Genomic DNA, 18,474 nt, shown 5'->3' with positions numbered 1-18,474 from the left:
AAATAAGGGATCCAAACTGAAAAGAAATAGAAATTGAAAAATCACTTTTAATTCGCTATAATGGTTAAACTAGAGAATAGAGAAAATAAGGGTTAGGATAAAAATATGTTCCATCAATTTATCACCAGATCTCAGACGGTTCCTCCTCCCATTCCACTCTTTTGGTATGGGATTATGATGCTTCTCTTAGTGCTTTGCATTTATGGAGCACTTGCTTATCACAAAAATCCGAAATTTGTCCGCTTGTTTAAGGCAATTCAGATCCTTCAGTTGCTAGCCCTATATAGTTGGTATGTTGGCTTTGGGATTCCATTTTCTAATAGCCTTCCATTTTATCATTGCCGTTTGGCTATGTTTGCGGTGGTTCTCTTGCCCGATAAATGGCGGAGCAAGCAGTATTTTGCTCTCTTAGGAGCAAGTGGAGCGGTATTTGCTTTGGTTTACCCTGTTTTTGACCCCTATGATTTTCCTCATATTACCAGTTTTTCATTTTTGATTGGGCATTATGCTCTTTTGGTGAATTCCTTGGTTTACTTGATGAATCACTATGACAAGAGTCTGCTCAAGAAATATATGATTGTAGCCTATACTTTTATCCTCAACCTCTTTCTAGTTTGGGTTAATCAGGTGACGGGTGGAAATTATGGTCTCTTAAGAGATACACCGTTTATCTCGAATGCTCCTCTATGGCTAAAGTACCTCCTTGTGTCAGCCATCCTTTCACTGGCTCTTGTTCTCTTTGATATCTTGTTCAAGAAACGGTGGAAAAAGAGAAATCAGGCGCAATCTGTGCTCTAGCTTGCCTTTTCATCGGATGAGCAATTGAAAAACTCCCCAAAATCCGCTATAATGGAGAGTTGAAAGGAATGGTAAAATCCAATGTAAACATCATTCTTAGCTACTGAAACAACTAAAAATAGAAAATCAAAGAAAGAGAAGATATGACTATTAAAGAAGAAATTAAGAAACGCCGTACCTTTGCCATCATCTCTCACCCAGACGCGGGTAAAACAACTATCACTGAGCAGTTGCTCTATTTTGGGGGAGAGATTCGTGAGGCTGGTACTGTAAAAGGGAAGAAAACAGGGACTTTTGCCAAGTCTGACTGGATGGATATCGAAAAACAACGTGGGATTTCGGTCACTTCATCTGTGATGCAGTTTGACTACGATGGCAAGCGCGTGAACATCCTCGACACACCAGGACACGAGGACTTCTCAGAAGACACTTATCGGACCTTGATGGCGGTGGATGCTGCGGTCATGGTCGTCGACTCTGCCAAGGGTATCGAGGCCCAAACCAAGAAATTGTTTGAGGTTGTGAAGCACCGTGGCATTCCAGTCTTTACCTTTATGAACAAGCTGGACCGTGATGGCCGTGAACCACTAGATCTCTTGCAAGAACTAGAAGAAGTCTTGGGTATTGCAAGTTATCCAATGAACTGGCCAATCGGGATGGGGAAAGCCTTTGAAGGCTTGTACGACCTCTATAACCAACGTTTAGAACTTTATAAAGGTGATGAGCGTTTTGCTAGTCTAGAAGATGGAGACAAGCTCTTTGGAAGTAATCCTTTCTATGCTCAAGTTAAGGACGATATCGAACTGTTGCAAGAAGCAGGAAATGAATTTTCAGAAGAAGCTATCCTTGCAGGAGAACTGACGCCAGTCTTCTTTGGTTCAGCCCTGACTAACTTTGGGGTGCAGACCTTCCTTGAGACCTTCCTCAAGTTTGCCCCTGAACCACATGGACACAAGAAAACAGATGGCGAAATTGTCGATCCTTACGATAAGGACTTCTCAGGATTTGTCTTTAAAATCCAAGCCAACATGGACCCTCGTCACCGTGACCGCATCGCCTTTGTACGTATTGTCTCGGGCGAATTTGAGCGTGGAATGAGTGTTAACCTTCCTCGTACTGGTAAGGGAGCTAAGCTGTCGAATGTTACTCAGTTTATGGCGGAAAGTCGTGAGAATGTGACCAACGCTGTAGCAGGAGATATCATCGGGGTTTACGATACAGGTACTTATCAAGTTGGGGATACCTTGACAGTTGGAAAAAATAAGTTTGAATTTGAACCACTGCCAACCTTTACCCCTGAGATTTTCATGAAAGTTTCTGCTAAGAACGTTATGAAACAAAAATCTTTCCACAAAGGGATTGAGCAATTGGTGCAAGAAGGAGCCATTCAGCTTTATAAGAATTACCAAACTGGCGAGTACATGCTAGGGGCTGTGGGACAACTCCAGTTTGAAGTCTTTAAGCACCGCATGGAAGGCGAGTACAATGCAGAAGTGGTCATGAGCCCAATGGGTAAAAAGACTGTTCGTTGGATCAAGCCTGAGGACTTGGATGAACGGATGTCATCAAGCCGCAATATCTTGGCTAAGGACCGCTTTGACCAACCAGTCTTCCTCTTTGAAAATGAATTTGCCCTCCGCTGGTTTGCGGATAAATATCCAGACGTAGAGTTGGAGGAAAAAATGTGATTCAGTAAGTCTACTTGATTGCATAGCAATCTAAGTAGACTACGGCAAGTCCTATTAGACTTACCTAACTGCCTCACTAACTGAGTTTTACAAATGAAATCGATTTGTAAAACTCAGTGTCGTAATCTAACAATCGGTAACCGCTATGGCGGTCTATCTAAACTTTTTCCCTAATAGATAGGTAAAAGATTTTTCTAATTAATCTCTAAATTCTGCATAGAATAAGGTAGGCTGGACTAATCTCTGTACAGTAAAGATAATTGGAATTAAAGAAAAACAAAAACCTCAGAAGTGTTCACCTTTTGTGAATTCTCTGAGGTTCTTTGCGTTCTAGTTTCCATATTTCTGGTAAAAATCGACCTTGACCTGGATAAAGGTTTCGGCTTCGCGTAGTAGCTGCAGGAGGGTGGCACGGGTTTCAAACTCCTCACGTGTTTTAGGGAGACTCCGATTGCGGAAGACTTGCAGATAGCGTTCGATGTCATCAAGTAGGTCATGAGCAGGATTGGTCTGACTTAGCTGGGCAGCAATCTTTGAAAAGAGCTGGGCCAAGATCAAACTCTCACTTGCGGCCAGATGACAGGTATTGATCTGCTGGGCCATATTTCGCAGGATACGACTTTGTCGCTGTCTCATCTCAAAGTAATGGATGTGGTAGTCCGTCTGGTGAAAGAGATGGTCCGAGTGATCCAAATAAACCAGTTTGAGAGCTTCATCGAGGAGCTTGTCTAATTGGTCAACGAGTTGGGCTTGATTGCGTCCGTCTCCCCTCGACAGATAGTATTTAAAACGAAGCAGGATGTCTTTTAACTTTTCCTCGACCTGAAGGTGGTAGCTTTGGATGGCTTTCTCACGAGAGGGCATATAAAGGTTGACCAATAGAGCAAAGCTTGTCCCGATGAGAAAGAGGAGTACTTCATTGAGCAAGAGCTCTGGAGAAGTAGACTCCTGTACCAAGAGATGACTGACCAAGACACTGCTAGGGGTGATGCCGATTTCCCAGCCCATTTTGTAAGCAAGAGGGACATAGAGAGCCAGATAGAGGCCCAGGCTCCAGATGTGAAAGCCTGTAAGCTGAAAGGCTAGAACACCGATAGCGAGCGCTAGTAGCATGGAAAAGAGGCGGTTACGAGCCAACTTCAGCGTGTTTCTGCGCGTGTCGGAGAGGCTTAATAGGGCGATAATTCCAGCTGAAACTGCTGATGATAAATCTAAAAAATAAGCGAGAAAACAAGCGAGACAGGTCGCTAAGATCAGTTTTGTCGTGCGTTGAGTGAGGGACATGAAAATTTCCTAAACTAATAGAGTCAAGTGTTTAACGAGGAGTCAGAGACTAGGGGCGAAGTTTTCGGTTTGTAGCATACTCGGCAACCGCTGTAAAGAGGACATCTGTAGAAGAGTTCAGGGCTGTTTCACAGGAGTCTTGAACGACACCGATCACAAAACCGACTCCGACAACCTGCATAGCCAAGTCGTTGGAAATCCCAAAGAGGCTACAAGCGACAGGAATGAGGAGAAGGGATCCCCCAGCGATCCCAGAGGCCCCGCAGGCAGAAATGGCAGCCATTACACTGAGCACAAATGCTGTCCCAAAGTCTACCGAGATTCCGAGTGTATTGACGGCAGCCAGGGTCAGGACATTTATGGTAACGGCAGCGCCAGCCATGTTGATGGTCGAACCAAGCGGGATGGAGACAGAGTAGGTGTCAGGATTCAGTCCCAGGTCTTGGCAGAGTTTCATATTGACAGGGATATTGGCGGCAGAGCTACGAGTGAAAAAGGCTGTAATACCACTGACACGTAGGCATTTCAAAACAAGGGGATAGGGATTTTTCCTCATAAAGAGAAAGGCGATGAGCGGGTTGACGATGAGAGCGACAAAGGCCATGGTGGCAATCAAAAGTCCTAGGAGGACACCGTAGTTAGCCAGACTGGCAATACCTTTGTCGGAGATCGTCTTGAACACCAAGCCTAAAATCCCAAAGGGAGCTAGATTGATAATCCATTCGACAATTTTAGAAGTGACATCTGCCATGGTTTTCAGTAATTCTTTGCTGTGTTTACTTGCCTCTCTCATAGCCAAGCCAAAGATGACTGCCCAAGAGAGAATCCCGATATAGTTGGCTTCAACAATGGCATTTAAGGGATTGTCCACCAGTTTGAGTAGGAGATTGCTGAGGACTTGACCGATACCGTCAGGAGCAGCAACTTCTGTATTTGCACTGGTCAGGGTGATTTGCACAGGCAGTAAGAAACTAGCTAGAACGGCTACCAATGCAGCAGCAAAGGTTCCAAGCAAGTATAGGAAAATAACAGTCTTCATATTAGTATTTTGCCCCTTTTGGTGTTGGGAAAGGGCATTGGCAACAAGGGCAAAAACCAAAATAGGAGCGATGGCTTTCAGTCCGCCTACAAAGAGATCTCCAAGTAGACCAATTCCTGTAAGGTTTGGGAAGAGCATCCCTAATGTAGCTCCCAAAATCATTCCAATAAGGATTCGTTTGATGAGGCTTGCCTTGGTCCAGGCTCTAATGATTCGTTTCATAGCAGTCTCCTTCAAAATGTATTGTCTACAATTATAGTATAAATATGCTATAGAGGCAAGTGATATTTTGAAAATAGAGACGATAATTGAATAATTATGAAAGAAAAGAGAACGACGATTTTATGGTATAATAGGAAAAAGGAGTTTTATATGCAAGATTTTTTTCAACGCTATTTTGATAAACTTGATTTAACAACCATATTAGAGAATCTCTTAACCAAGGTGATTTCTCTTTTGATTTTGTTTTTGCTATTTTATATAGCTAAAAAGATGCTTCATGCGACTGTACGAAAGATTGTCAAGCCCTCACTTAAATTCTCAAATAGAGATGCAGGAAGACAAAAGACCATTTCGCGTTTGCTGGAGAATGTCTTTAACTACATTCTTTATTTCTTTTTAATCTACTGCATCCTGTCTATTTTGGGCTTGCCGGTTTCCAGCCTCCTTGCTGGGGCAGGGATTGCTGGGGTAGCCATTGGTATGGGGGCGCAAGGCTTTCTATCCGATGTCATTAATGGCTTCTTCATCCTTTTTGAACGCCAGCTTGATGTGGGTGATGAAGTGGTCCTCACAAATGGACCGATTACCGTCTCTGGAAAGGTCGTTAGCGTAGGAATCCGTACAACACAACTGCGAGGTGATGATCAAGCTCTTCACTTTGTTCCTAACCGCAATATTACCGTTGTTAGTAATTTATCCCGTACTGAATAGTCCGACTATTTTAGCAGATTTGTGGTACAATAGAAGGAGTTTGGTAAAGGAGAGAGTATGCTATTTGTAGAGAAAAAACTAGGTCACGATCGTACTTGGATAGACCTTGATGTGGATAAGATTAAAAATATGGAAGATCTTTCTGACATCTATGGATTGGACAAGGAAACCATCGAGTATGCTCTGGATAGAAATGAACGAGCCCACATGGATTATAACCGTGAAACGGAGACGGTAACCTTTATTTATAATGTTCTTGATTTAGAAAAAGACAAAGAATATTATGAAGCGATTCCGATGACCTTTATCGTTGAAAAACAACGGCTGATCACCATCAGTAATCACAAGAATACTTATGTGATTAAACGCATGGCAACCTACCTTGAAAGCCATGAAATTATTTCAATCTACAAATTTCTTTTTGCCAGTTTAGAGATTATTAGCAATGCTTACTATCCAGTTATTGAAGAGATGGATAAAAGTAAGGATGAAATCAGTGCACTTCTTCGTCAAAAAACAACTAAAAAAAATCTTTTTGCTCTCTCTGACTTGGAAACTGGTATGGTTTACCTGACAGCTGCCGCTAAACAAAATCGTCTCCTCTTGGAACACATCCAAGGGCATGCTCTTTATCGCAATCTTAATGAGGTAGAAAGAGAGCAGTTTGACGATGCTATGATTGAAGCCCATCAGTTGGTTTCAATGACAGATTTGATATCTCAAGTCTTGCAACAACTCTCAGCCTCTTACAACAACATCCTAAATAATAATCTAAATGATAATTTGACAACTTTGACAATTATCTCAGTCTTGCTAGCTATCCTTGCGGTTATTACAGGATTTTTTGGAATGAATGTTCCCTTACCGTTTACAGATGAACCAAATGCTTGGATTTATATTTTGATAGCTAGTCTCATTTTATGGGCAGTCTTAGCTCAATGTTTAAAAAAAATTGCTAGGAACTAAAAAAGGAGCCAGAATGGCGATTGAAAATTATATGCCAGATTTTGCTGTGGAAGCAGTCTATGATCTGACAGTCCCAAGCCTGCAGGCGCAGGGAATCAAGGCTGTTTTGGTCGATCTGGACAATACCCTCATTGCTTGGAACAACCCTGATGGGACACCAGAGATGAAGCAATGGCTACATGATCTCCGTGACGCGGGCATTCGCATCATCGTAGTCTCAAATAATACCAAAAAACGGGTTCAACGCGCAGTTGAGAAATTTGGGATTGATTACGTTTATTGGGCATTGAAACCCTTCACATTTGGGATTGACCGTGCCATGAAGGAATTCCACTATGAGAAAAATGAAGTGGTCATGGTCGGCGACCAGCTCATGACCGATATTCGGGCAGCGCATCGTGCGGGTATTCGCTCGATTTTAGTCAAACCCTTGGTCCAACATGACTCGATCAAAACGCAGATTAACCGAGCTCGTGAGCGCCGTGTCATGAAGCAAATTACTGAAAAGTACGGACCGATTACATATAAAAAAGGAATCTAACTATGGAAGAAATTCTCTGTATTGGTTGTGGAGCAACCATTCAGACGACAGATAAGGCTGGTCTTGGATTTACTCCCCAGTCGGCACTTGAAAAAGGCTTGGAGACTGGCGAAGTCTATTGCCAACGCTGTTTCCGTCTCCGTCATTACAATGAAATTACAGATGTCCAGTTGACGGACGATGATTTTCTCAAGCTTTTGCACGAGGTGGGAGACAGTGATGCCTTAGTGGTCAATGTCATTGATATCTTTGACTTTAATGGCTCAGTTATCCCAGGCCTACCACGTTTTGTATCAGGCAATGATGTCCTCTTGGTCGGAAATAAAAAAGATATCCTGCCCAAGTCAGTTAAGCCGGGCAAGATTAGCCAGTGGCTTATGGAACGTGCCCATGAAGAAGGACTTCGTCCAGTAGATGTCGTTCTGACTTCAGCCCAAAACAAACATGCCATTAAGGAAGTCATTGACAAGATTGAACACTACCGTAAGGGCCGCGATGTCTACGTAGTCGGTGTGACCAACGTTGGAAAGTCAACTCTTATCAATGCCATCATCCAAGAAATCACGGGCGACCAAAATGTCATCACGACGTCGCGCTTCCCAGGGACAACCTTGGACAAGATTGAGATTCCGCTTGACGACGGATCTTATATTTACGATACACCGGGAATTATCCATCGTCACCAGATGGCCCACTACTTGACGGCTAAAAACCTCAAGTATGTCAGCCCTAAAAAGGAAATCAAGCCCAAAACCTATCAGCTCAATCCTGAACAAACCCTGTTTTTAGGTGGTTTGGGACGCTTTGACTTCATTACAGGTGAGAAGCAAGGTTTCACAGCTTTCTTTGACAATGAACTCAAACTCCACCGTACCAAGCTAGAAGGCGCTACTGCCTTTTATGACAAGCATCTCGGAACTCTTCTAACACCACCAAATAGCAAGGAAAAAGAAGATTTTCCAAAACTAGTCCAACATGTCTTTACCATCAAGGACAAAACCGACCTAGTCATCTCAGGCCTAGGCTGGATCCGCGTAACAGGCACCGCCAAAGTCGCCGTCTGGGCACCAGAAGGCGTCGCCGTCGTCACACGAAAAGCAATTATCTAAACACAGAAAGGAAAGGGTCATCTAGACTTGGGTGAGCATTGCGAGCCCATAGAGAATACTTTTCGCCGTGGTGTTAGTTGGTACAAGTGATTGTACCAACTGCGGAAAATTTGAGACCTTAGGCTCAAATTTTAGTCATGAAAGTCCGAAGGACTTTGCTGACGTCCGTCACCACTTCAGAAAAGTATAAAAAGAAACTCTTTTAAAGAAATTATGTCATTAACATCGAAACAACGTGCCTTCCTCAACAGCCAGGCACACACCCTCAAACCCATCATTCAAATCGGGAAAAATGGTCTCAACGACCAAATCAAAACCAGCGTCCGTCAAGCTCTTGACGCTCGTGAATTGATCAAGGTTACTCTCTTGCAAAACACAGATGAAAATATCCACGAAGTAGCTGAAATCTTGGAAGAAGAAATTGGTGTGGATACTGTCCAAAAAATCGGACGCATCTTGATTTTGTATAAACAATCCAGCAAGAAAGAAAATCGCAAGATTTCTAAAAAAGTCAAAGAAATCTAAAACCTACTCCAAACAACTGTTTTTACAGAGAATTAAAGGAAGACGAGCCTATGGCAATTGAATTATTGACTCCCTTTACCAAGGTAGAGTTGGAGCCAGAAATCAAGGAGAAAAAACGCAAACAAGTCGGGATTCTAGGAGGGAATTTTAATCCCGTTCACAATGCCCATCTAATCGTTGCTGACCAAGTACGGCAGCAGTTGGGACTGGATCAAGTCTTGCTCATGCCCGAATACCAACCACCTCATGTAGATAAAAAGGAAACTATCCCCGAGCACCATCGGCTCAAGATGCTTGAGTTGGCGATTGAGGGGATTGAAGGTCTGGCCATTGAAACCATTGAGTTAGAGCGCAAGGGCATTTCCTACACCTACGACACCATGAAGATTTTGACCGAGCAACATCCTGACACTGATTATTACTTCATTATCGGGGCTGATATGGTGGACTATCTGCCTAAGTGGTATCGAATTGATGAGCTGGTCGAAATGGTTCAGTTTGTAGGGGTTCAGCGACCACGCTACAAGGCAGGGACTTCCTATCCTGTTATCTGGGTGGATGTGCCTCTCATGGACATCTCCTCCAGCATGGTGCGTGACTTCATTGCCCAAGGTCGGAAGCCTAACTTTCTCCTACCTCAGCCAGTGCTAGACTACATCGAGAAGGAGGGGCTTTACTGATGGCATACCAAGACTATATCAACTGTTCCCGAGAGGCTTTGTTGGAAAAAATGGCAGAGCTTCTACCTGAAAAACGTTTAACCCATTGTTTGGGTGTAGAGCGTGCAGCCATGGAGCTTGCCCAGCGATTTGGAGTCGATGTTGAGAAAGCTGGTCTAGCAGGCCTCCTTCATGATTATGCTAAAAAGCTGTCAGATCAGGAATTTCTAGACTTGATTGACCGTTACCAATTAGACCCTGACCTCAAAAACTGGGGCAATAATGTCTGGCATGGAATGGTTGGCATCTACAAGATTCAGGAGGACTTGGATTTGCATGATCCAGAAATCCTGCGAGCTATTGAAATCCATACAGTCGGAGCTGGTCAGATGACCGATCTAGATAAAGTCATCTACGTCGCAGATTATATCGAGCACAATCGTGCCTTTCCAGGAGTGGATGAGGCACGTGAGATTGCTGTGCTATCGCTCAATAAGGCAGTGGCCTACGAAACGGAACGAACTGTGGAGCATTTAGCTCATCAGGGATTCCCCATCTATCCCCAGACCCTTGAAACCTATAACGCCTTTGTGCACTATTTGAAAGAGGACTAAATGAACGAAAAAGAATTACTAGAACTAGTCGTGAAAGCGGCTGATGAGAAACGTGCGGAGGATATCCTCGCACTTGACGTACAAGATTTGACCAGCGTGACGGACTACTTTGTCATCACGAGCTCGATGAATAGCCGTCAGTTGGACGCTATTGCTGATAACATTCGTGAAAAAGTAGCGGAAGCAGGCTTTAAAGGCAGTCATGTCGAAGGTGATGCAGCTGGAGGCTGGGTTTTACTAGACCTCGGTGGTGTTGTTGTGCATATCTTCTCAGAAGAAATGCGTGCCCATTATAACCTAGAAAAACTATGGCATGAGGCAGAGTCAGTAGATATTTCAGAAGCCTTGGCCTAGTAGATGAACTCAGTTGCAGTCAACTGGGTTTATTTGCTTATTTTAGAAAAAATTGATAGAAAGGTAAGAGCGTTGTGTTTTGTTCATCTCGAAACTGAACACGAACTAAAAGCTGCGAGAAAAAGAGTAACTTCCTTTGTATCTGACGATACAGCAGAAAGTTTCCTATTTTTTCCTTGCTTTTAACGCTCTTTGTATCTTAGAAAGGATTTGAACCCGTCCTGTAATCGTCGGAAAATAGATAGCTTAGTCTTGGATCAGGATCCTAAGTCCAAGCTCCTAATTTTCATTCCGGTTACGGGCGGACTTGGTATCTTAATTATGGCGACTTATGAAACCTTTGCAGCTGTTTACGATGCTGTGATGGATGATAGTTTATACGATAAATGGACGGATTTTTCTCTGCGTCATTTGCCTAAGACCAGGGAGAGAAAGAAGCTTTTGGAATTGGCTTGTGGGACAGGTATCCAGTCTGTCCGCTTTTCTCAAGCTGGCTTTGATGTGACAGGGCTTGACTTGAGCGCGGATATGCTGAAGATTGCGGAGAAGAGAGCGGCTTCAGCCAAGCAAAAGATTGATTTTATTGAAGGCACTATGCTGGATTTGTCCAAGGCAGGTAAATATGATTTTGTGACTTGTTACTCTGACTCTATCTGCTACATGCAGGATGAGGTTGAGGTAGGAGATGTCTTTAAGGAAGTGTATAATGCCCTCAATGAAGACGGCGTTTTTATCTTTGATGTGCATTCGACCTATCAGACAGATGAAGTTTTTCCAGGCTATTCCTACCATGAAAATGCGGAAGATTTTGCCATGCTTTGGGACACCTATGAGGACGAAGCTCCTCACTCCATCGTGCATGAGTTGACTTTCTTTATCAAGGAGGCTGACGGTTCATTTAGCCGCCACGATGAAGTGCATGAGGAGCGGACCTATGAGGTCTTGACCTATGATATTTTGCTGGAACAGGCTGGTTTCAAGTCCTTCAAACTCTATGCGGACTTTGAGGACAAGGAGCCGACAGAAACCAGCACCCGTTGGTTTTTTGTCGCGCAGAAGTAGGAGAACATCATGACCATCACAGGTATTATCGCAGAGTTTAATCCTTTTCATAATGGGCATAAATACCTGCTGGATCAAGCACAGGGACTGAAAATCGTTGCCATGTCAGGGAATTTCATGCAGCGTGGAGAGCCTGCTATCGTAGACAAGTGGACACGGGCTCAGATGGCGCTGGAAAATGGAGCGGATCTGGTAGTGGAATTACCTTTTTTAGTCAGTGTTCAGGCGGCTGATTTCTTCGGTCAAGGAGCTGTGGATATCTTGGCCCGCTTGGGTATTGATAGGCTAGCTTTTGGGACAGAGGAAGTTCTGGATTACCAGAAAATTGCTGATTTATACACAGAACAAGGTGCTGAGATGGAGAAATTTGTGGAAAATCTACCTGATTCACTTTCTTATCCCCAGAAAACCCAAGCCATGTGGAAGGAATTTGCAGGTCTTGATTTCTCAGGGAATACGCCCAATCATGTTCTAGCTCTAGCTTATGCCAAGGCGGTTGCAGGACGAAACATCAAGTTGCATCCGATTCAGCGTCAGGGGGCAGGTTATCATTCTGTGGATAAGGATGTGGACTTTGCCTCGGCAACAGCTCTCCGTCAGCATCAATCAGACCAAGATTTCTTAGAACGCTTTATGCCTTCGGTTGCCCTCTTTGAGCAGGCCAGTAAGGTAAGTTGGGATGACTATTTTCCCTTGCTCCGCTATCAAATCTTGTCAAACTCAGACCTAACGACCATCTATCAGGTCAATCAAGAAATGGCTGTGCGCATCAAGGAAGCTATCAAAACAGCCCAGTCTGTTGACGAATTGGTCGAGGCAGTTGCCACCAAGCGTTATACCAAGGCGCGTGTCAGACGCCTCTTGACTTATATTTTGGTGCAGGCCAGAGAAAGCGACTTGCCAGAAGCTATCCATGTTCTTGGCTTTACTGAAAAAGGCAGACAACACCTCAAATCTCTGAAAGAGCAGGTCCATCTAGTCAGCCGAATTGGCAAAGAGCCTTGGGATACCATGACGCAAAAGGCAGACCAGGTTTACCAACTAGGACAGCCAAGTATAGCAGAACAGAATTTTGGCAGGGTTCCGATTAGAATAGAATCAAACTAAGTCTACTGAAAGGTAGGCTTTTTTAGAAGATTTTCGAATAAATAGATGGAAAAGAAAAATCTTGTACAAGTTCCTGACAATTTCTTTCTTTTTGTGTATAATAGTGGAAAAGAGGTAAAATGAGGTATGGTTATGGAAGTGGTCCTTTACTCAACATTCAGAAATCATTTAAAAGACTACATGAAGAAGGTAAATGATGAATTTGAGCCTTTAACGGTGGTCAATAAAAATCCAGATGAGGATATTGTAGTCCTTTCAAAGAGCGAGTGGGACAGTATTCAGGAAACCCTGAGAATCGCTCAAAATAAGGAACTTTCTGACAAGGTCTTGCGAGGAATGGCTCAAGTTCGTGCTGGAAGCACTCAGGTACATATGATTGAGGAGTAATGGATGTTGCTCAAGTTTACAGAAGATGCCTGGGCGGATTATTGCTATTGGCAAAACCAAGATAAGAAGACATTAAAGAGAATCAATAAATTAATCAAGGATATTCAACGCGATCCTTTTGTAGGAATGGGGAAACCAGAACCACTCAAGTATGACTACCAAGGAGCTTGGTCGCGGCGCATTAATGCAGAAAATCGCTTGATTTATATGATAGATGGGGATAGCGTGGCTTTCTTGTCCTTCAAAGATCATTACTAAGTCTACTGAAAGGTAGGCTTTTTATTTCAGAAATTTTAGCTAGTAAATTAAAGATAAAGTTGTTTGGAAAATGACAGATTTCATAAGTTAAAAAACCAGTGAAAATTTTAATATAATAACTAGATTCTTGTTCCTTGAATCCGCTTTATAGCTCTTATTTTGTGGTATAATGAAGAGAATTGTTAATATTAAAAATCATAAATTGAATATAAAAGACAAACAAATTTTTATATTTATAAACAATGATAAACTCTTATTTATGATTATATAACAGAAAAGAAGAAAATTTCGAAGGATAATTTGTATTTAGATAATACAAGCTAATGATAGGGTGGTTCAAATATGGAAGAAAATTATAACTTATCTATAACTCAAATAAAGAATTCTATTAAAGAAAATTCTTTAATTTTGTTTGTCGGTGCAGGGATTTCAGCAAATTCTAATCTACCAACTTGGGGCGAATTGATTCAATCATTAAAAAAAGAGTTGAACTTACCAGAAGAAAGAACAGATAGTCCTCTGAGAATTGCTCAGTATTATTATGATACTTTTGGGAAAAATCAGTACACAAAAAAGATAGAAGAAATTTTCTTTAAGAGGGGATTAAGTAAACCAAATGAGTTACATAAATTAATAGAAAAAATAGCACCAAAACATATTATTACGACAAACTATGATTCACTTCTGGAAAGTCAGTTTGAAAGTGGTTTGTTAAGGTACAATGTAGTAGCTGAAGATAAAGACATCCCTTATACGAGTTCGGAAAGATACTTGATTAAAATGCATGGAGACTTCAGTAAGAAAAATATCGTTTTAAAAGAAGAAGATTATTTAGACTATCCTTTGAACTTCCCAATGGTTTCTACTTTAATTCAGTCATTAATAATGAACCATACCTTATTGTTCGTAGGTTATTCTTTAGGTGATTCGACTTTTAATTCTATATTTCGATTGATTCAGAACACATTTAAATTGGATGCTAAATTTGCCTATTTTTATACACCTGAAGAAACTCCCATGATTATTAGAGAGTATTATAAGAAACAAGGCATTATCATTGTTTCTAACGAAACTTCTTCAGTTGAAGAAACGGACAATCAGCACCAAAAGTATTTTAGTACAAAGAGATTTTTAGAAATTCTTGCTGAAAATAGGAATATCACGGTAAAGAATGCTGAAGATTTATGGAATCAACTTGCTTTTTTAGATAGACTTAGTTTTATTGATGCGAAAGATTTTTCTAGATATTCTGCTTTAAAGAAAAGGGCTTTAAACTGGGATGATGAATATCGCTGGTTTGGAAATAATCAATTAAGGTTTGAAATTGATGGTCATGAAGAATTACGAAATATGGTATATAAAAAATCTTTATTAAACCGGTTTCTAGATATGGATATTGATGAACCTAGAGATTTAGAGGGGAATCGCTTCTTAAGTGAGGCTTTTAAGTTGTATAAAGAAAAACAATATTCTTTAGCAAAAGCAAAGTTTAGAGAGTTAGCGAATATAGCATTTCGTCAAAAAGACTATTTTAATTTCCTTGTGTGTGAGTTTAATTTCAAGCATATTCCAATGCATCGATTTGATGATGGAAAAGAATTTAGATATGCTAAACCTTTATATGATGGAGAGTTAAGTGAACTAACGGAACAAATTATTAACTCGGTTACAGGTGATGAGAAAAAAATTATAGAATATTTTAGAGATTCTATCCTCAACCTTAATTTTCTATATAGAAAATTAGAAACGATTAATGAATTATTCGATAAAATTCGTGAAGAACATGAAAACTATCTGAAGGGTGGACAGTCTTTTAATAATCATCTCTATAATGCTGAATTTGAAGTAAAAAATCTTTATAACTTTATAAAACTAAACTGTTTATGTGTTGATCGTTATAAGATTTTTAAATCAATCATTAATAGATACTTAGAAATGTTATTACTCTGTTACGATAATTTATATGTAAACCATGAAAAATCTATTTCTGATGGGACAGCTTCAATGATTAGGGAACTTGATTTGGATGACGTTCAATTGATTCTTCCTAGTATAGATTTTAAAGTAGTAAATTTATATTTTAGAAATTACTCATTTAGTAAAATTAAAGTTACTGCAGAAGCAGAAGAGTTTTTATTTAACAGAATAACTTATCTGCAGGAAAAGGTTAAATCTCATGTAGATACTCATCTCTATGAACTTAGAAATCTGCTAAATTTTCTGCCTTTTATTGATGATGTAGACGTATCAAGAATAATAAATGTTTTAGACTCTCAAACACTATACTTTGATTTAGATAAAGAAATTAAGGGTCTCATTAGAGTTGTCCTTGATAATAAAGGCGCTATTAATGATGATTTGTTGAAATCTAAGATAGTTGATATTGTTAATAAACATTTAAATATAATTTTGAAAAATAATTTTTCTTTATATCATTCATCGTATCCTTTATATTCTCAGTTATTAGAATACTGCTCAACTGAAGAAGAAACTGCAAGAGTAGTGCTTGAAAAGCTCAATATAGATATTTTAAAAATTAAATATCAAAATGATGATGTTAAAAATATTATGGAGTATTCTGATTTATTATGTTATTTATTTAACAATCTTGGGGAAGATACTAAGAATGATGTTCTAGGAATTCTAAGTGCTTATGAGGACTCAGAAAGTATCTTTTATTACAAAGTAATTGAGCTGATGTTTTCAAAAGTGTATGATTTTCCTAAGCTACAAAATAAAATCTACCAATACTTGATTAAAAGAATTAATGAGGGTCACGAGGACGGCATAATAACTGTCCCAGACCCAAGAGCACAATCAGTAGGTGATTTATACAATCCAAGTATAAAAGGATATTTTTCAGAGTTTGACATTTTAAAAGATATCAAAGAAAATGTTCGAGGGCTTTATCCTGAAGTAGACTGGACTTGGTACGATGATAGGAGTGATGAAGTTATTCGTCGTTTATTAGAGCATAGAACTCCAAGTAATATTAAAACTCTTTTTTCAAAAAATGAAGAAGATAATAAATTGATTGATGAGTATATTTTAAAAGCTGTTGAAGAGGATAAACTAATATTTAAGAAATAAATTGATACAACTAAGTAAAAACTGTTAAGTTATGATAAATATAATCTTGAAGATACGATGTGATTTCCCAAAGTGAGTTTTCAAAGACTTGAAAGTAAAAATGTTTAAATCTAGCGGAACACTATTCAACACGGTACCAGATAATCCATAGCTGTAGAGATTCTGTGGAACTTTTTGATAGTGATAATGAATTATCTCCTCAAAAATTCAAGGAATTGTAGTCCTAAAAATCACACAAAACTCTTCAATTTGGGTTTGTGGAAATCGGTTTTTTATGATAGAATATTAAGGAATGTATATCATTCGATAAACAAATTTAATGAGGTAAAAACATGGAAATCATGACACTTGCGATTGCTGTTTTTGCCGTCATCATTGGTTTAGTCATTGGATATGTCAGCATCTCAGCTAAGATGAAATCGTCTCAAGAGGCTGCAGAGTTGATGCTTCTAAATGCTGAACAAGAAGCAACTAATTTACGAGGACAAGCTGAGCGCGAAGCGGATTTATTGCTAAATGAAGCCAAGAGCGAAAGCAAGTCTCTTAAAAAAGAAGCACTATTGGAGGCCAAAGAGGAAGCCAGAAAATACCGTGAAGAAGTGGACGCTGAATTTAAGTCAGAACGTCAGGAGCTCAAGCAAATTGAAAGTCGTTTGACGGAGAGAGCTACGAGCCTTGACCGTAAGGACGACAATTTGACGAACAAAGAAAAAACACTTGAACAAAAAGAACAAAGTATTTCTGATAGAGCAAAAAACCTTGATGCACGTGAAGAGCAGTTAGAGGAAGTCGAAAGACAAAAAGAAGCTGAACTTGAACGTATCGGTTCCCTTTCCCAAACTGAGGCTCGAGATATTATCTTGGCTCAGACAGAGGAAAACTTGACCAAGGAAATTGCTAGCCGCATTCGTGAGGCTGAGCAAGAAGTGAAGGAGCGTTCAGACAAGATTGCGAAAGATATCTTGGTTCAGGCTATGCAGCGTATCGCTGGTGACTATGTAGCAGAGTCAACAAACTCAACAGTTCACCTTCCAGACGATACCATGAAGGGACGCATTATCGGACGTGAAGGTCGAAACATTCGTACCTTTGAAAGTTTGACAGGGGTCGATGTGATTATCGACGATACACCGGAAGTGGTAACCTTGTCAGGATTTGATCCGATTCGTCGTGAAATTGCTCGTATGACCATGGAAATGTTGCTCAAGGATGGCCGCATCCACCCAGCTCGTATCGAGGAGTTGGTGGAGAAAAACCGTCAAGAGATTGACAATAAAATCCGCGAATATGGTGAGGCTGCTGCCTATGAGATTGGTGCGCCAAACCTTCATCCAGACTTGATGAAGATTATGGGACGCTTGCAGTTCCGTACTTCTTATGGACAAAATGTCTTGCGTCATTCGATTGAGGTTGCTAAGTTATCTGGTATCATCGCCAGTGAACTTGGTGAAAATGCAGCTCTTGCCCGTCGTGCTGGATTCCTTCACGACATTGGGAAAGCTATTGACCGCGAGGTTGAAGGTAGCCACGTTGAGATTGGTACAGAGTTGGCACGTAAGTACAAGGAACACCCAGTTGTGGTGAATACCATTGCTAGCCACCACGGGGATGTCGAAGCCGAAAGTGTCATTGCGGTGATCGTTGCTGCAGCAGATGCCTTGAGTGCAGCGCGTCCAGGTGCTCGTAGTGAATCTCTTGAAAGCTACATCAAGCGTCTCCATGATTTGGAAGAAATCGCCAATGGCTTTGAAGGAGTGCAAAATAGCTTCGCCCTTCAAGCAGGACGTGAAATCCGCATCATGGTTAATCCAGGACAAATCAAAGACGACAAAGTCACAATCTTGGCTCACAAAGTTCGTGAGCAAATTGAAAACAATCTCGATTACCCAGGAAATATCAAGGTAACCGTGATCCGCGAACTTCGTGCAGTAGATTATGCTAAATAAATAAGAAAGAGCAGTTGAAATATTACTGCTTTTTTGTTACACTAGATAGAAAGACTGTAGAAGGATAACTGACGTTATCATCAGTATCCGAGAGAAATTTCACTTTATTTCACA

At 40.7% G+C, this 18,474-nt stretch carries 18 protein-coding genes; 16 read left to right on the top strand and 2 right to left on the bottom strand.

The features are described from left to right. Positions 1-105: 105 nt before the first annotated feature. Together ACIY14_RS02360 and ACIY14_RS02355 are read left to right on the top strand one after the other, a co-directional pair. Entirely contained in the window at positions 106-798 is a 693-nt protein-coding gene (locus ACIY14_RS02360; protein ID WP_409001377.1) for a TIGR02206 family membrane protein, read from the top strand. A 143-nt stretch (positions 799-941) separates the two neighbouring features. Then, the gene (locus ACIY14_RS02355) at positions 942-2,486 is read left to right on the top strand and encodes a peptide chain release factor 3 (RefSeq protein WP_409001376.1); all 1,545 of its coding nucleotides are present in this window, start codon (positions 942-944) and stop codon (positions 2,484-2,486) included. Positions 2,487-2,816: 330 nt separating this feature from the next. On the opposite strand, the gene ACIY14_RS02350 is transcribed toward ACIY14_RS02355, so the two are convergent. Together ACIY14_RS02350 and sstT are read right to left on the bottom strand one after the other, a co-directional pair. Next, positions 2,817-3,770 carry an aromatic acid exporter family protein gene (locus tag ACIY14_RS02350; RefSeq protein WP_409001375.1) on the bottom strand — a complete coding sequence of 318 codons (954 nt, stop codon included), beginning with the start codon at positions 3,768-3,770 and terminating at the stop codon, positions 2,817-2,819. Positions 3,771-3,819: 49 nt separating this feature from the next. Beyond that, on the bottom strand, positions 3,820-5,031 hold the full coding sequence (gene sstT, locus ACIY14_RS02345) for a serine/threonine transporter SstT (RefSeq protein WP_409001374.1): 1,212 nt from the start codon (positions 5,029-5,031) through the stop codon (positions 3,820-3,822). Positions 5,032-5,181: 150 nt separating this feature from the next. Here sstT and ACIY14_RS02340 point away from each other — a divergent pair, with 150 nt between their 5' ends. The 14 genes from ACIY14_RS02340 (at position 5,182) to ACIY14_RS02275 (ending at position 18,360) form a co-directional block, all read left to right on the top strand. Next, positions 5,182-5,742: a mechanosensitive ion channel family protein gene (locus ACIY14_RS02340; protein WP_001150568.1), complete on the top strand. Its 561-nt coding sequence runs from the start codon at positions 5,182-5,184 to the stop codon at positions 5,740-5,742. A gap of 57 nt (positions 5,743-5,799) precedes the next feature. Beyond that, the gene (locus ACIY14_RS02335) at positions 5,800-6,708 is read left to right on the top strand and encodes a magnesium transporter CorA family protein (protein ID WP_000899718.1); all 909 of its coding nucleotides are present in this window, start codon (positions 5,800-5,802) and stop codon (positions 6,706-6,708) included. Between the two features lie 13 nt (positions 6,709-6,721). Further along, positions 6,722-7,249: a YqeG family HAD IIIA-type phosphatase gene (locus ACIY14_RS02330; protein ID WP_006153778.1), complete on the top strand. Its 528-nt coding sequence runs from the start codon at positions 6,722-6,724 to the stop codon at positions 7,247-7,249. 2 nt (positions 7,250-7,251) lie between these two features. Beyond that, positions 7,252-8,358, top strand: coding sequence for a ribosome biogenesis GTPase YqeH (gene yqeH, locus ACIY14_RS02325; protein WP_409001373.1), 1,107 nt, complete (start codon positions 7,252-7,254; stop codon positions 8,356-8,358). Positions 8,359-8,571: 213 nt separating this feature from the next. Next, positions 8,572-8,883, top strand: a complete 312-nt coding sequence (gene yhbY, locus ACIY14_RS02320; RefSeq protein ID WP_000060171.1) for a ribosome assembly RNA-binding protein YhbY — start codon at positions 8,572-8,574, stop codon at positions 8,881-8,883. A gap of 50 nt (positions 8,884-8,933) precedes the next feature. Further along, positions 8,934-9,563: a nicotinate-nucleotide adenylyltransferase gene (locus ACIY14_RS02315; protein ID WP_409001372.1), complete on the top strand. Its 630-nt coding sequence runs from the start codon at positions 8,934-8,936 to the stop codon at positions 9,561-9,563. Next, positions 9,563-10,156 (top strand): bis(5'-nucleosyl)-tetraphosphatase (symmetrical) YqeK, encoded by a 594-nt coding sequence (yqeK, locus tag ACIY14_RS02310; RefSeq protein ID WP_409001371.1) that lies wholly within the window; start codon positions 9,563-9,565, stop codon positions 10,154-10,156. The genes ACIY14_RS02315 and yqeK overlap by 1 nt, the downstream gene beginning before the upstream one ends. Then, complete coding sequence (gene rsfS / locus ACIY14_RS02305; protein ID WP_001003007.1) at positions 10,157-10,510, top strand: ribosome silencing factor; 354 nt, start codon at positions 10,157-10,159, stop codon at positions 10,508-10,510. Positions 10,511-10,831: 321 nt separating this feature from the next. After that, positions 10,832-11,572, top strand: a complete 741-nt coding sequence (locus ACIY14_RS02300) for a class I SAM-dependent DNA methyltransferase (RefSeq protein ID WP_409001445.1) — start codon at positions 10,832-10,834, stop codon at positions 11,570-11,572. A gap of 9 nt (positions 11,573-11,581) precedes the next feature. Further along, complete coding sequence (locus tag ACIY14_RS02295; protein ID WP_409001370.1) at positions 11,582-12,679, top strand: nucleotidyltransferase; 1,098 nt, start codon at positions 11,582-11,584, stop codon at positions 12,677-12,679. A gap of 132 nt (positions 12,680-12,811) precedes the next feature. After that, complete coding sequence (locus ACIY14_RS02290; protein ID WP_409001444.1) at positions 12,812-13,066, top strand: type II toxin-antitoxin system Phd/YefM family antitoxin; 255 nt, start codon at positions 12,812-12,814, stop codon at positions 13,064-13,066. Positions 13,067-13,069: 3 nt separating this feature from the next. Next, the gene (locus ACIY14_RS02285; RefSeq protein WP_409001369.1) at positions 13,070-13,324 is read left to right on the top strand and encodes a Txe/YoeB family addiction module toxin; all 255 of its coding nucleotides are present in this window, start codon (positions 13,070-13,072) and stop codon (positions 13,322-13,324) included. Between the two features lie 342 nt (positions 13,325-13,666). After that, a complete protein-coding gene (locus tag ACIY14_RS02280; RefSeq protein WP_409001368.1) occupies positions 13,667-16,414 on the top strand; it encodes an SIR2 family protein in 2,748 nt (915 codons plus the stop codon). 332 nt (positions 16,415-16,746) lie between these two features. Then, positions 16,747-18,360, top strand: a complete 1,614-nt coding sequence (locus tag ACIY14_RS02275) for a ribonuclease Y (protein WP_409001367.1) — start codon at positions 16,747-16,749, stop codon at positions 18,358-18,360. Positions 18,361-18,474 lie beyond the last annotated feature (114 nt).

Origin of the sequence: Streptococcus sp. ST16 (assembly GCF_046098135.1) — a bacterium.
GTDB lineage: Bacteria > Bacillota > Bacilli > Lactobacillales > Streptococcaceae > Streptococcus.
The sequence above is the reverse complement of the archived record's forward strand: the minus strand, read 5'-3'. Positions and strand labels throughout refer to the sequence as shown.

Excerpts from the sequence above, each read along its gene's own strand:
- ACIY14_RS02360 (WP_409001377.1), top strand. The coding sequence starts at position 106 with ATGTTCCATCAATTTATCACCAGATCTCAGACGGTTCCTCCTCCCATT.
- ACIY14_RS02355 (WP_409001376.1), top strand. The coding sequence starts at position 942 with ATGACTATTAAAGAAGAAATTAAGAAACGCCGTACCTTTGCCATCATC.
- ACIY14_RS02350 (WP_409001375.1), bottom strand. The coding sequence starts at position 3,770 with ATGTCCCTCACTCAACGCACGACAAAACTGATCTTAGCGACCTGTCTC.
- sstT (WP_409001374.1), bottom strand. The coding sequence starts at position 5,031 with ATGAAACGAATCATTAGAGCCTGGACCAAGGCAAGCCTCATCAAACGA.
- ACIY14_RS02340 (WP_001150568.1), top strand. The coding sequence starts at position 5,182 with ATGCAAGATTTTTTTCAACGCTATTTTGATAAACTTGATTTAACAACC.
- ACIY14_RS02335 (WP_000899718.1), top strand. The coding sequence starts at position 5,800 with ATGCTATTTGTAGAGAAAAAACTAGGTCACGATCGTACTTGGATAGAC.
- ACIY14_RS02330 (WP_006153778.1), top strand. The coding sequence starts at position 6,722 with ATGGCGATTGAAAATTATATGCCAGATTTTGCTGTGGAAGCAGTCTAT.
- yqeH (WP_409001373.1), top strand. The coding sequence starts at position 7,252 with ATGGAAGAAATTCTCTGTATTGGTTGTGGAGCAACCATTCAGACGACA.
- yhbY (WP_000060171.1), top strand. The coding sequence starts at position 8,572 with ATGTCATTAACATCGAAACAACGTGCCTTCCTCAACAGCCAGGCACAC.
- ACIY14_RS02315 (WP_409001372.1), top strand. The coding sequence starts at position 8,934 with ATGGCAATTGAATTATTGACTCCCTTTACCAAGGTAGAGTTGGAGCCA.
- yqeK (WP_409001371.1), top strand. The coding sequence starts at position 9,563 with ATGGCATACCAAGACTATATCAACTGTTCCCGAGAGGCTTTGTTGGAA.
- rsfS (WP_001003007.1), top strand. The coding sequence starts at position 10,157 with ATGAACGAAAAAGAATTACTAGAACTAGTCGTGAAAGCGGCTGATGAG.
- ACIY14_RS02300 (WP_409001445.1), top strand. The coding sequence starts at position 10,832 with ATGGCGACTTATGAAACCTTTGCAGCTGTTTACGATGCTGTGATGGAT.
- ACIY14_RS02295 (WP_409001370.1), top strand. The coding sequence starts at position 11,582 with ATGACCATCACAGGTATTATCGCAGAGTTTAATCCTTTTCATAATGGG.
- ACIY14_RS02290 (WP_409001444.1), top strand. The coding sequence starts at position 12,812 with ATGGAAGTGGTCCTTTACTCAACATTCAGAAATCATTTAAAAGACTAC.
- ACIY14_RS02285 (WP_409001369.1), top strand. The coding sequence starts at position 13,070 with ATGTTGCTCAAGTTTACAGAAGATGCCTGGGCGGATTATTGCTATTGG.
- ACIY14_RS02280 (WP_409001368.1), top strand. The coding sequence starts at position 13,667 with ATGGAAGAAAATTATAACTTATCTATAACTCAAATAAAGAATTCTATT.
- ACIY14_RS02275 (WP_409001367.1), top strand. The coding sequence starts at position 16,747 with ATGGAAATCATGACACTTGCGATTGCTGTTTTTGCCGTCATCATTGGT.